12 protein-coding genes and 1 pseudogene are annotated in these 12,939 nt (G+C 47.8%); all 13 read right to left on the reverse strand.

Annotated features, from left to right (window positions below):
• Positions 1 to 10: 10 nt before the first annotated feature.
• Positions 11 to 325 (reverse strand): annotated as a pseudogene (locus HHJ17_RS09635) (sugar transferase); the annotation flags it as partial.
• Positions 309 to 1,298, reverse strand: coding sequence for an SDR family oxidoreductase (locus HHJ17_RS09640; RefSeq protein WP_296505626.1), 990 nt, complete (start codon positions 1,296 to 1,298; stop codon positions 309 to 311). The gene HHJ17_RS09640 and the pseudogene HHJ17_RS09635, both read right to left, overlap by 17 nt.
• Positions 1,298 to 2,428 (reverse strand): UDP-N-acetylglucosamine 2-epimerase (non-hydrolyzing), encoded by a 1,131-nt coding sequence (gene wecB, locus HHJ17_RS09645; protein ID WP_296505627.1) that lies wholly within the window; start codon positions 2,426 to 2,428, stop codon positions 1,298 to 1,300. The genes HHJ17_RS09640 and wecB overlap by 1 nt, the downstream gene beginning before the upstream one ends.
• Complete coding sequence (locus tag HHJ17_RS09650; RefSeq protein WP_296505628.1) at positions 2,421 to 3,431, reverse strand: polysaccharide biosynthesis protein; 1,011 nt, start codon at positions 3,429 to 3,431, stop codon at positions 2,421 to 2,423. Before HHJ17_RS09650 ends, wecB begins: the two co-directional genes overlap by 8 nt.
• Before the next feature lie 25 nt (positions 3,432 to 3,456).
• A complete protein-coding gene (locus HHJ17_RS09655; RefSeq protein WP_296505629.1) occupies positions 3,457 to 4,347 on the reverse strand; it encodes an SDR family oxidoreductase in 891 nt (296 codons plus the stop codon).
• A complete protein-coding gene (locus HHJ17_RS09660) occupies positions 4,344 to 5,588 on the reverse strand; it encodes a glycosyltransferase family 4 protein (RefSeq protein ID WP_296505630.1) in 1,245 nt (414 codons plus the stop codon). Before HHJ17_RS09660 ends, HHJ17_RS09655 begins: the two co-directional genes overlap by 4 nt.
• 8 nt (positions 5,589 to 5,596) lie before the next feature.
• Complete coding sequence (locus tag HHJ17_RS09665) at positions 5,597 to 6,730, reverse strand: glycosyltransferase (protein ID WP_296505631.1); 1,134 nt, start codon at positions 6,728 to 6,730, stop codon at positions 5,597 to 5,599.
• Entirely contained in the window at positions 6,730 to 7,701 is a 972-nt protein-coding gene (locus HHJ17_RS09670) for an NAD(P)-dependent oxidoreductase (protein WP_296505632.1), read from the reverse strand. Before HHJ17_RS09670 ends, HHJ17_RS09665 begins: the two co-directional genes overlap by 1 nt.
• A 51-nt stretch (positions 7,702 to 7,752) precedes the next feature.
• On the reverse strand, positions 7,753 to 8,790 hold the full coding sequence (locus HHJ17_RS09675; RefSeq protein ID WP_296505633.1) for an EpsG family protein: 1,038 nt from the start codon (positions 8,788 to 8,790) through the stop codon (positions 7,753 to 7,755).
• Positions 8,787 to 9,881, reverse strand: a complete 1,095-nt coding sequence (locus HHJ17_RS09680) for a glycoside hydrolase family 99-like domain-containing protein (RefSeq protein ID WP_296505634.1) — start codon at positions 9,879 to 9,881, stop codon at positions 8,787 to 8,789. The genes HHJ17_RS09675 and HHJ17_RS09680 overlap by 4 nt, the downstream gene beginning before the upstream one ends.
• Entirely contained in the window at positions 9,866 to 10,534 is a 669-nt protein-coding gene (locus HHJ17_RS09685) for a DapH/DapD/GlmU-related protein (protein WP_296505635.1), read from the reverse strand. The genes HHJ17_RS09680 and HHJ17_RS09685 overlap by 16 nt, the downstream gene beginning before the upstream one ends.
• 66 nt (positions 10,535 to 10,600) lie before the next feature.
• The gene (locus HHJ17_RS09690) at positions 10,601 to 11,575 is read right to left on the reverse strand and encodes a glycosyltransferase (protein WP_296505636.1); all 975 of its coding nucleotides are present in this window, start codon (positions 11,573 to 11,575) and stop codon (positions 10,601 to 10,603) included.
• Positions 11,575 to 12,927 (reverse strand): hypothetical protein, encoded by a 1,353-nt coding sequence (locus tag HHJ17_RS09695; RefSeq protein WP_296505637.1) that lies wholly within the window; start codon positions 12,925 to 12,927, stop codon positions 11,575 to 11,577. The genes HHJ17_RS09690 and HHJ17_RS09695 overlap by 1 nt, the downstream gene beginning before the upstream one ends.
• Positions 12,928 to 12,939: the final 12 nt, after the last annotated feature.

The following is a 12,939-nucleotide window of genomic DNA, read 5'->3' on the forward strand; positions in this document are numbered from 1 at the left end:
GTTTCTACAAAATCAAGTCGTGCTGATTAGACAGCGCCGGGCGCGGTCCGACAAAACTCATGTCACCCACCAGAATGCTCCACAGCTGAGGCAACTCGTCCAGGCTGCTTTTGCGCAAGAAGCTGCCGATGGGCGTCAAATACGCATCCGGGTCGCTCAGCAAATGAGTCGCCACCGCAGGGGAGGTGTTGCGCCCCACCCGGTCGGACCAATACAAGGCTGGCCCTTTTGAAGTCAGGCGCACCGCCAAGGCGACCAACACAATCGGCAACATCAAGACAAGCCCAGCGCAAGCGCCTGCGACCAGATCAAATAGTCTTTTCATGCAACGCACCCCCCACCGCCCGCCGCAGCCCCTCGGCCATAGACACCGGTGGCACCCAGCCCAGCAACTGCCGAGCTTTGGAAATATCCACCTGCAAATTGCCACACAGGCGCTGCACCGCGTCGCCCTTGCCTAGCAGGGTCGCCCCCGCCTGCAAGGCCCACACCGGCACTGGCAGCAAACGTGCGGGCACTCCGGCAGCGCGCGCCATGCCACGCACCAGCTCGGTGGTGGAAAGGTCTTGCCCATCACTCACCAAAAAAGTCTGGTTGGCCGCTTGGGGGTGAGAGATACAGGTGACGATGAAATCCACCAGATTGCTAAGGGCCACCAGGCTGCGCTGGTTATGCACCGCGCCTAAAGGCAAGGGCCAGCCGCGCTGCACGGCGCGCATGAGGGCTGCAAAGTTGGCCTTGACACCGGGTCCATAAACAAGCGGCGGGCGGATGATGACCATCTCCATGCTGGTGTCTGCAGCCAGCTGGCGCAAGCCCTGCTCAGCCTCGTGCTTGCTCAGGCCGTAGGCATCTTGTGGGTCGGGCCCGTCCGCTTCAGTAAACGCTCGCCCGGGCAGCGTACTCTCGCCATTGACCTTAACCGAGCTGATAAACACAAACCGCTTGACCCCTGCCGCTGCAGCTTGGCGGGCCAGGTTCAAAGTGCCTTGCACGTTGACGGCGCGAAAAGCCGTTAGCGGGTCGGCCTCGGTGTCGTGCATGACGTGGACGCGGGCGGCGAGGTGGACGATCACTTCGACTCCCGCCAATGCATGACTCCAATTGACATCAGCGGTTAACTCACCCACATTTACAGTGCTCACGCCATCTGGTGTCGATGCTTCGTCGCGACGAACACAGGCGCGCGTTTCAATTCCTTCACGGACCAGTCTTGCCACCAGAGACGAGCCAACAAACCCAGTTGCACCCGTGACAAGAATCAGGCCATCCTGATTGACCGCAGTCTTGGGAGACATCACGACTTGCGCCAGACCTTCCTGTTCACAAAGTCCGTGTAGCTCAGAATAATGCGCAGCACCTTGTCTGAAACATTCGTGGCTTCGTAGTCCTTTACCAGCGCAAGCGTACGGTTAGCACCGCGTGACTGGGTTTCAAGCACCTCCAGTGCCTGTAGCACGCGATCCACATCAAGGCCCACAAACATCACTGCGGCCTCTTCAAAGCCTTCTGGCCGTTCATGAACCTCGCGCAAATTCAGCGCGGGGAAGTTCAGAATCGATGACTCTTCGGTAATAGTGCCGCTGTCTGACAGCACAGCCCGCGCCGAAGTTTGCAAACGAACGTAGTCCAAGAACCCAAAAGGTTTGTGGAACTGCACTAGCGGATGCGCGACCAACGCCATGGCATCCATGCGCTTGCGAGTTCGGGGATGGGTAGAAACGATGACCGGCAGTCCAAAGCGCTCAGCCACAGCATTCATAACACTGAACAAGCGTTGCAAATTTTCAGGCGAATCGACATTTTCTTCGCGGTGCGAACTCACCACAAAATAAGCTTGCTCACCCAAACCCAGTCGATTTAGCACCGTAGAGGCATCCACCCCCTCACGGTAATACTCAATCACCTCGCGCATCGGACTGCCGGTTTTGATGACTTGGTCCGGCGGCAATCCTTCACGTAGCAAATACTCGCGGGCAATCTCGCTATACGTCAGATTAATGTCTGAGGTGTGGTCAACAATGCGCCGGTTGATTTCTTCGGGCACCCGGAAATCAAAACAACGGTTACCCGCCTCCATATGAAAAATTGGAATTTTTCGACGTTTGGCCGCAATGGCAGCCAGGCTGCTGTTAGTGTCCCCCAGCAACAGCAAGGCTTCGGGTTGGTATTGTTCCATTGCCTTGTCTGCGGACATGATGACCTGCCCGATAGTCTCGGCTGCCGTTGCACCCGCAGCCTCCAGAAAAACATCTGGCTTACGAATACCGAGGTCACTGAAAAAAACCTCATTGAGCTCGTAGTCGTAGTTTTGTCCGGTATGCACCAGCACATGCTCGCAATGCTGGTCCAGTTTGGGAATCACTCGCGACAGACGAATGATCTCGGGCCGGGTGCCCACAATGGTCATAACCTTGAGCTTACGCATGCACGGCCTCCCGAATCATGTCGAGTTTCATCAGGGTATCTTTAACCTGCGAGATATTTAACCGATGGGTGTTGTGTGACGTGTAGTCTTCAATTTCAGATATTTTCGTCTCCCCTTCAACAAAATACTTGTCGTAATTCAAGTCACGCGAGTCTGCAGGTATGCGGTAATAGCCCCCCAAATCCTCGGCACGCGCCATTTCCTCGCGGGAGACCAAGGATTCGTAAAGCTTCTCACCATGACGCGTGCCAATGATCTTGATGTCGCTGGCGGCGCGCAAGAGCTCTTTCATGGCTTGCGCCAAATCACCCACCGTTGACGCCGGGGCCTTTTGCACAAAAATATCGCCGGGGCGGGCGTGCTCAAACGCGTACAAAACCAAATCTACTGACTCAGCCAGAGACATGAGAAAACGTGTCATGTTCGGATCAGTGATCGTCAATGGTTTACCCGCCTGCAACTGACCAAGAAACAGCGGAATTACCGAACCACGCGAGGCCATGACGTTGCCATAGCGAGTAGCGGACAACACCGTTTTACCCGGATCACAGAGGCGCGACTTGGCCACCATCACCTTCTCCATCATGGCCTTGGAGATGCCCATGGCGTTGATGGGATACACGGCCTTGTCTGTGCTTAGCACCACGCATCGCTTTACTTCATTGGCTATCGCCGCACGCATCACATTTTCGGCACCTTGCACATTGGTGCGCAGGGCCTCCATTGGGTAAAACTCGCATGACGGCACCTGCTTCAAAGCTGCAGCGTGAAACACATAGTCCACACCGCGTAGCGCGTCATGCACACTGTCGTACTGCCGAACATCACCAATATAGAACTTGACCTTGTCGCTATTGAGTGCAATGCGCATGTCTTCCTGCTTCTTTTCGTCGCGACTAAAAATACGAATTTCGGCCAAATCTGAATGCAAAAATCGGCTCAGCACCGCGTTACCAAAGGAGCCAGTGCCCCCCGTAATAAGTAATACCTTGTCCTTGAACATATTTTCCCTTTGCAATTAATTTTGATTAAGAAAACTCGCGCATCCGGTGCACCAACTCTGGCCATGCTTGCGGCTGGTAACCAGTGGCTTGCCGGAATCGGGATGAATCGAGTGAACGGTTAATCGCAAGGCTTTCATCCGGCGCAATGTCAATCGTTTTACCGTATGCCTTGGCAATTAAGTTGAGTAAATCAAACTTGTTGATTGGCTCCGCAGACACGTGATAAACACCATGCAACTCAGGATGTGGCACCACAAAATCCCGAATCACCCGCGCCAACTCCACGGTGGGTAAACCGGAAAAAATAGCACGCGTAAACCCTTTAACACTACCCTGCTGCGCCAAAAACCACCCCACCAAACTGTGCGCACCACTCAACTCATGACCGATGATGGATGTGCGCAACGTAATGGCGTGCGGATAATCCACTTCGCCAAGAAATTTGCTACGCCCGTACAAGTCTTTTGCATCAGACACATCGGCTTCGGCATACATACCCTTGGCACCAGAAAAAATACAGTCCGTGCTCATGTGTATCAGCCGGGCGCCCGTCAAACCACAAAGCCGGGCGAGCCGGTGCGGCAGCAATGCATTAATGGGAATGGCCGCCAAGGGGTCATCAGCCTCCGCGAGCTGCTTAACCAAACCAATGCAGTTGATTACCACATCAGGCCGCGCCTTGGTAAACAAGCTGATCAAGCTGTCCATGTTTTCCACATCCACACCGCAGATCACGCGATCAGACAGATCCGCAGGCAATAAGCGAAGTGCGCCTGCTGACCGGGCCGACCCAACGGCCTCATATCCAGCACTCTGCGCAAAAAAACGCAATACCGCATTGCCCAGCATGCCTGTAGCGCCAAGCACCAATACTTTGGTTTTCTTATCAATCATCGTTTGCAGTATTTCAGTCATTTATTAATATCGGTAATGGCAGGCAGGTCACCACGCACCACGTTGGAAAGAATCTGAGCCAGTCGCTTGGCAAGTAAGGCTGGTTCAAAATGCTGCGCGTAATACATAAGGCCGCGCTGCGCCATTTGTTGCAGTTCTTCTGGCAATGCATCACGTAGTCGAATCACCGCATCGGCCAATGCTTGTGCATCTTCCGCTGGGCATGCAACGCCAGCACCTGCGGCCATCACTACGCGTGCACCTTCGCCGTCCAGTGACGCAATGATCGGCTTACCCGCAGCCAAATAAGCTTGCACCTTGCTGGGCACCGTTTGGCTGATGATGGGGTCTTTAACCAAACTAACTAAAACAGCCGAAGCTTGGGCCAAAATACCCGGCATATCCGACGGAGAGAAGCGGCCGGGCAGATTCACGTTATCCAAGCCAAGACGATCTACCTCGCGGTGAAGCCATTCACTGCGGCTACCACTCCCTACCAATACAAAGCGCACATCTTGCTCATCGCGCAATAACTGTGCGGCTGCCAGAATGGTATCAAGCGCCTGCACAGTGCCCAGGTTGCCCGCAAAAACAATATTAAAACCAGGCTTAAGTTGTAGCGGTGATACCTGCCCGGTATCCGGTGTCGAAAAAGCAAGTTCACCCGGATTAGGGTGGTACACCACTGGCGTGTTGTCGGCCATCTTTAAAACCGGCTCGACGAAAGCCTGCGACTGCACTAACAACAAATCGTTTTTACGATAGATCCAGCGCACAACGGCGGCCACAGCAATCAGTATTTTTTGATTGTGAACAAAGCCAGTTGCACTCAAACTCTCAGGCCAGAGGTCCTGCACCCAAGTAACCAACTTGATATTTTTGAGCCAGGCCAGCCATACCGCCGGAATAGCCTGCAGGATCGGTGAGGGCGCATAAACGAGTATCACGTCGAAGCGCTGCCCACGCAATAGCCAAGAGCCAAACACGACACCCGACACGATGAAAGACAGGTAGTTGAGTACCAGGCGAAGTGCTGAACTACGGCCGCGTGGAACCAGAGGCACACGGTAGATCGTCAGACCATCGTGGATTTGTGTGCACAGCGACGCTGCCGAATAACCACTATGAACCAAGCCATCAGGGTAGTTCGGCTGACCAGTCAGCACAGAGACTTCACAGCCTGTATCGCGTAGCGACTGCACGACCTCTGTAATCCGAAACGTCTCCGGCCAGAAATATTGCGTAATGACTAGTACATTCACTGGCGTACTTACTTTGCCAGAATCTTCTGGTACAGCTTAATGTAGTTGGGTGCGATGACATCCCAGGTGTAGTGCTGCGAGACAAATCGTTTCCAGATTGGCGCGATCTGTGCAAGGACGCCTGGGTCTGTCAGAAGTTGGACTAGGCCATCGGCAATCGCAGCAGCATTCGCTGCCACTTCAAGTCGGGGGTCTACCGATCTGACATCGCTGAAACCACATTGATCAGTGAGCAGCACGGCGGTCCCGCAGATGCCGGCTTCCAGCGCGACGATGGACATGGCCTCTTGCCTAGATGAGACAACCAGCAATGCGGCATGTCGATACAACATAGCCTTGCCCTCACCCTCCACATGCCCAAGAAAATGAACACGTTCGCCCAAACCATGCATTTGCACAGATGCTTGAAGGGTCGACAGCATGCCTCCATCCGGCCCCGCAAACACAAGTTGGTGCCCTGGCAACTGTGCGCAGACGCTGATGAATGCGTCAAGCAACAGATCAGGGCCCTTTATCAGATTGAGGCGTCCCATGAATAATATGATTGGGTCCTCGGCCAAGCCATATCTCTCAGACAGACTCTGCTCATTCGTGACCGCAAAATCATCTTCGCACACACCGTTTGGAATAACAGTGACCTGTGACGCAGACACGCCGTAGTCTTGGAACTGAGGTAACTCTCCCTCGGTCACGGCAATCCAGGCCGATGCATTTCGAATTATCGACTGCCCTACCAACAGGTTATACAGGCGCTTGAGCCATGCAGAACGCCCGAACATAGGCAAAGCGCCTGCAGGACAAACGACATAGGGCCGACCCTTGGAACGGAGAACAAAGTAGATCATTGCATTGAGCAAACTCCAATGCCCCATCAGGTGGACTACATCGGCCTCGCTCACCAAGCGACGAATAGCGCTCCATTTAAATGCGGGAACATAAAACCGAGGCCAAATACAAGGCAAGGCAACCAACCTGGCGGGAAACAGTGCTGCCACACGTGCAGTATCCAGCCCCATATCAAGCGTGAGGACAGTACAACGCGCATCGAGTCTACTAATGAACCGACTCATCTGAAAAGTTCTTTCAGCTGTTCCGCCGCCGCTTTTCAGATCAAGGGTTGAATTGACATTGAGTACTCGCATTACGAATCAACCTTTCCTGGAGACTTCAGACAAGCAGAACGATACCAGGCAATATAACTAGACAAACTTTCATCAAATGACATTGGGCCTCTAAAGCCAAGAAAACGTAATTTTCCAGAGTCGTAACGACAAAGTGGATTGACATTATTTTTCATTAGCAAGCGAAGCATCAGCGAAAGCAACCATGTTGGGAAAAAAATATGTGGCCAGCTTATGTCGCGGATCCCAAACCCATTTATCAGAGCCAGTCTCACACTAAAAAAATTATTAGCGGAGGCGTCGTCGTCAGAGACGATAAACACTTCTCCATCAAAAGCACTAATGTCATCAATCAAAAAAATAAGTGCAGCGACCACATTATCTACGTGGATCAAGTTCATGCTACGGAACCCAAAAACCAAGGATTTAAGTTTATTAAATAAGCGAACGCCGTGAACAAGGTCTTGAGCAAGCTTCTTCAAATTTTGACCACCTGGCCCGAAGACTGCCGTTGGGCGCAATATCGCAACATCGAAGCAATCATGACCACTTGCGAGAATTACCGCCTCCAACTTCAGTTTAGTCATGGCATAGGCAGTGAAGGGACGACAAGGGCTTGACTCCATCACCCGTTGATCGGGAGTCCGCCCTGCCACATCGGCTGTACTGCAATGAATAAACCGAGCTATTCGCGCCGACTTACACGCGACAAGCAGGTTGTTGATGGCGGCAACATTTATGGAATCGTCTTCATCAACGAGATACGCCAAATTTATTAGCGTACACCCCGGCTCGAGAAAGCCATCCAGTGAAGCCAAATTCGTAATATCACCCACGACTATTTCGACCTCCGGCGGAAATGCATCGCGTGTCGAATCAATGTTTAACGACCTGGTAAGAATCTTTATTCGATTACCACCCGCAGCCAACAACGCACGCACCAAATGGACACCAATAAAACCGGAAGCACCCGTGATAGCCAGCGTCTTCATAACCAGTTATCTTCAATATGAAATGGCATAGCACTCATTAAAATTTAATAATTACGAAAACAATGAATTTATAGATGAAATGTTATTATTAAATCCATCCCCATACTCAATAATACAATAAATAAATAAAAATGACTTGAATGCAAAATAAATTACAGTTCCAATGACACCAAAATTTAAACCATTATTATTTTTCAAACCATAATACAAAAAAATGAAGTAAGCCATCATATTAATACGATCAGACCCCACAAAAAAAACAGCCAATATAACGGGAATAAATACAAAAATAGACTGAATTTTACTCTTTGCGTACCAAAAAGAAAGAATGGCTAAAACACTGACCACAAACAAATCAGCCAAATTTTTCTGTGCAGCAATATCATAGTAATATTCATATTTTGAATACATATGATCACCCAAAAATAAAAACAACAACAAAGACAGCAGCAACAAAAAAACCAGGGAAAAAATATCAATAAAAACCACATTAAAAGCTTTATAAAATTTCAATAAACTAGAGCCAATGCGAATGAAAAACATTGAAACATAAATTAATAAAACTTGAACATGCGAAAGCACTGCCAAAACTGCAGATAGAAGAAATAATTTTTTATTGTTTTTAACCAACAAAGAAATAAACAAGAAAATAAATCCAAACTTCAATCTTTCAGCAGCAAAGTACAGAACAAAGTAATAAAAATTTGAACTAGTTATCACTGAAGCAACAAAAACAGATACCTTTAATTTCTCAAAAAACTTCATTGATAAATATGCAAGCAACGAATTAGACATCGCCATGATTAGATCTTTATCAAAACCTGCCCCACTAGCGAGCCAAGTGATAAAGTAATGTACTAACTCTTGACTCCCAAGATTAGAATTATAAAAATAAAACCCTTCCAATAAACTTAAATTTGATATTCCATCATAAGTATTTTTGTAAGAATTTTGATCTCCGTAAATGTAATAAGGCGAAATCAATAATGACAATAAAAAAACAAAGACACAAACGGATAGCGTTGCAATTTCATACTTACCAAATGATCTATTTTTTAATACCGTTGCGTTAAAAATATTTCCATTCATCCAATCACCCGCTTAAGTGCTTGCAAATATTTCATACCCCATTTGGTGTCCGGCTCTAAATGATTCCCTTCTGCCCATTCATTCCATGATTTCACAAATATAATTTTGTGTTCATCCGTGCGATCACCCAATGCATGTACTGCGTTTCTTAAATGCTCTTCAAAAAGTGCAGGTGTTGAATTCGCAAGTACCAGGCCCTTACGCCCCTTGCGTGGCGTGTTATCCCAGTTCGGATAAACGCATGGATAAGCCTCGCAATCGAACTGATTGAGATCGGGCACCAGATGTTTAATCGCCTCGCTATAGTCAACAATGCGTGGGCCGCCCATACCTAACCGTCTTCTAATACCCCACACGATTCTTGCAGCTTCATTAAGAACAGGATTTGCTGTGTTTGTCACCGCTAACGTAGAAAGGGTAATTGCATCTAGTCCAAGTGCAGCCGCATCTTTAAAGTCAAGCATATTTATACCGATGATGTGCAAGCCCTTTAGTCCTGCCTTCAATGCTAATTCACGCCAAAGATCAAATCTTATTTTTGCATCTGGCATATCCGTAGGTTTAAATATTACTAATATAGGCTTTCCATCCACAGTCATATAACGGTGATCACGGAAAGCATTTAACAAATAATCAAAGTGTGCTCTATCATCGGCATCCCCTGGGTATGTCTGATCAATAAGCCTACGGTGCGGTTCATCTTTCCAAATTCCATTCCATGAGTGATTTGCCCAACCCAAGCAAAATGGAAAATCTGGTGAACCGGACTTAAGAACCTCATTAAATGGACGCTCCAACATTCTGCGACCGTCAAACCAATAATGCCAATAACAGAAACCAGCAACACCATTGTCTGCAGCCATTTCAGCCTGTGCAACGCGTGTTTCAGGCAACCTCAGATCATAAAAACCCAAGTCAGCGGGAATGACAGGTTGCTCATGCCCCTTATACAAAGATTTAGCACTAGCAACATTTGTCCACTCTGAAAAGCCATTACCCCACCATTGATTATTTTCAAGTGTCGGGTGAAATTGCGGCAAATAAAAAGCGATGATGCGTGCAGCCTTTTTACTCTTTAGTTCTTCGGACATGATTCCCATTTCTTATTTAAAAAATTAAATCTTTTTATTATTTTTGCAGGTATCCCACCAATAATTACATTATTGGGTACATCGCTTGTCACGATTGAATTAGCTCCAATAATTACCCCACTCCCAATCTGAACAGAGCCTATGATTGCGACGTTATCACCAATCCAAACATTGCAGCCAATTCGCACAGGGCCATGTGATGACAAACGGCGTAAAACAGGCGGTTCACACGGGTGACTTTGCACATCACCTTTATATGAGCCATGATTATGATCACTGATATATACCCCACTTCCAAATAAGCAATCATCGCCTATTTCAATTCTATTTATGGCTGAAATATGTAAATGCTCAGAAGCATAAAATCCACGACCGATGCTTATGACTGGATATACCTTACTATCAAAAGGATTAACTATTACTTCTATCCAGGCATGACGACCTATTGAAACTGATTCTGTTAAAACGATAAATCTCGTACCAATTACTCGCGAGCCCTTTCCAAGATATGAGTTTTTCCATCCAATACAAAAAGCAGCAAACTTACCTTCTAATATATAAAATATAAAGCTGATTATGCGAAACAAAGCAACACGCGGCTTCTCATTAGAGATAACACTGGAAATAGTCGAAATATGCTTTTTAAAATACATAACTAATTTATAAAGACGGATAACAAAATAGCACACCATGCTTAGCCAAGAAAAATACGAATAATATTATTTAAATAGCTTAAAATACATTCTAGAAAAAAATAAAACACATCTAGTTAGAAATTTTGGCAATAAAATTACCGGGAATAATATTAGCCAATATGAAATATAGCCTCTAAATGGAGCTACTGATTTTATTAAATTCTCCGACATAAATATGCCGCCTTCGCCGAAACGACTTATCCATATGAGGCCAGGCAAATAACTAAATATCAAATGCTTTTCAATCTGTTTAGTTACAGCTGAATTTTTCCCACATACAGAATGTAAGATGACAGGAAAATTACCTCCAAATGTTGTGACCAACTTGTAGCCACCAGTATTACCAGACGTAGCAAGAATGCAGCGCTGTTCAATAATTTTAAAATGACTGCCAGTCATTAAAAGTGGCAGTATCCAGCCAAGTTGCACGAGGCTAGTCCCGGTAAATCGACGGGTGCTGAGTCCAGAGTTCAGTTCATATAGCCGCTCTAGATTGACCACCATACCAGATATAAATGTGACCCATACATTAACTTGCTGCGCGAAATCTTCACGTGAAAGCACTATGGTCGCTAGTGTAGTAATGGGTTCTCCATCATCCGAACTAGTAATATGTGGCATCCATTCACTGCTCAGGTAAAGAATGTCTGTGTCTTCGCATTCCAATAAATTAACTATTTGGCGTAATGCACCTGATTTAGGAAGGTCGTCATCACCAATCATCCAAAAAAACCGGGTTTTAACTTGATCTATACATCTACAAAAATTTTCGTCAGGCCCAAGGTTTTCAGAATTATGCAATATCTGAGCATTGGGACATAACTTAAGAAAAGCCTCGATCACTATAGGCGTGTGGTCAGTTGATGCGTTGTTTCCAACAATCAATTCAACTTTGTCTTCAAGACCGCGCAATTCCAACGCCAACGTTGTTAATAGCAGGGATAGACACTCGGCCCGGTTATAGGTCGGGATAACTATTGTGAGTAAGGGACTAGACATTAATTAGTTCTTTTTAAATATCGATAAAACAACCATATCGTCCAAGGCAGAGAAACAAAAACACATATAGCCATATACAAAAGCATCATGGTGAGAATGCCATATATTGACCCCATATAAACAACGGAGGCAATCATTACACCAACAACAATAGACTGCGTCAACATGGGCTCCTCACGATGTGCACGCATGTAAATGGCCATGGCGAACACCATTGAATTGACTGTTGTAACTATTGCCAAAACAGCCAATACGTTTGGGGATGCAATGCGCAGCATCAGTGGCAGCCCTATCTGGGTTAAATACCAGGCAACGAATACGAAACCTGTTGACGTTAATGCGATGGCTACAGTTGAGCGGATAAACAAGGCTTTGAATAAACTATTCAATTCACGTCGCTCGCCACGGGCAATGTGCATTGTGAAATTCGGTGCCTTGGCATTAACCCAGCTCATGCCGATAGTTGATATGGCAGAGAACACCGTTAGCGCCATTCCAAGTCGACCCGCTTCGACAGCACCATGATGTGAAAAAACCATGGGTGTGAACAGATTAAATATAAGGTAACCACTGGCCCAGCTTAATGCGATGCGCCATTGCAATGGCAGTACATCTTTGCGCCAGTTCAACTGGTTTTTTATATCCACCGCTTGGCTGGACAGCCAGTGCAACATATTGCCATGCGCTTTTAGCCAGTAGCCCGTGCATAAGGCGCTGACGACGGGCATGACAGTTGCGGCCCACAAGCCGCCGCCCGATAGTAGCGTTGCCCAAAGAATGGCGTACCCCAGCACCGACTGCACCAGGCGCAGGCGTGCAACCTGCCCAACTTTGCCACAGCCTTCCATTACCGCAAGCCCAGGGCTTAGCCATAGGTTGACTGCGGTAGCACCAACCAACACAACCCATGCACCCAGCCAAACGGACACAGGTTCAGTTCCTTTTTGGCTAAAGAAGACGGCACCGGCAATGCCCCCTATGATCGCGAACAGCATGGCCGAAACACCATACCAACGGCGTATCAGCCGCGCCAGTGAACTGAGCCGACCCAGATGCGATTCTTTGCCAGTCAGCCGTCCGTCGGACGTTTCGGTCAAGTGAGCCACTTCATGACTGACAAGCTGCATGACGATCTGATTCAACCCCAACTCAAAGAAAACCTGAAGCGCAAGCACGCTTGCGAAGGTGAAGTAATAACCCTGCTCGGTAGGACTTAGCCAAAGCGGCAACAGGAATACTGTGGCCCCACCAGCCAAGATTCCCCACCCGCGAAATAGCAGCGTGACCAGCACATGAAAGTCCAAACCAGCAATAGCTCTAAAGCGGGAAATTTTCAGTTGAAGAACACTCATTAAATAAATTGC

Source organism: Rhodoferax sp. (assembly GCF_012927445.1).
In the GTDB taxonomy this organism is placed as follows: domain Bacteria; phylum Pseudomonadota; class Gammaproteobacteria; order Burkholderiales; family Burkholderiaceae_C; genus Rhodoferax.

Coding starts and splice junctions, on each gene's coding strand:
- HHJ17_RS09640 (WP_296505626.1), bottom strand. CDS start 1,298: ATGTCTCCCAAGACTGCGGTCAATCAGGATGGCCTGATTCTTGTCACG.
- wecB (WP_296505627.1), bottom strand. CDS start 2,428: ATGCGTAAGCTCAAGGTTATGACCATTGTGGGCACCCGGCCCGAGATC.
- HHJ17_RS09650 (WP_296505628.1), bottom strand. CDS start 3,431: ATGTTCAAGGACAAGGTATTACTTATTACGGGGGGCACTGGCTCCTTT.
- HHJ17_RS09655 (WP_296505629.1), bottom strand. CDS start 4,347: ATGACTGAAATACTGCAAACGATGATTGATAAGAAAACCAAAGTATTG.
- HHJ17_RS09665 (WP_296505631.1), bottom strand. CDS start 6,730: ATGCGAGTACTCAATGTCAATTCAACCCTTGATCTGAAAAGCGGCGGC.
- HHJ17_RS09670 (WP_296505632.1), bottom strand. CDS start 7,701: ATGAAGACGCTGGCTATCACGGGTGCTTCCGGTTTTATTGGTGTCCAT.
- HHJ17_RS09675 (WP_296505633.1), bottom strand. CDS start 8,790: ATGAATGGAAATATTTTTAACGCAACGGTATTAAAAAATAGATCATTT.
- HHJ17_RS09680 (WP_296505634.1), bottom strand. CDS start 9,881: ATGTCCGAAGAACTAAAGAGTAAAAAGGCTGCACGCATCATCGCTTTT.
- HHJ17_RS09685 (WP_296505635.1), bottom strand. CDS start 10,534: ATGTATTTTAAAAAGCATATTTCGACTATTTCCAGTGTTATCTCTAAT.
- HHJ17_RS09690 (WP_296505636.1), bottom strand. CDS start 11,575: ATGTCTAGTCCCTTACTCACAATAGTTATCCCGACCTATAACCGGGCC.
- HHJ17_RS09695 (WP_296505637.1), bottom strand. CDS start 12,927: ATGAGTGTTCTTCAACTGAAAATTTCCCGCTTTAGAGCTATTGCTGGT.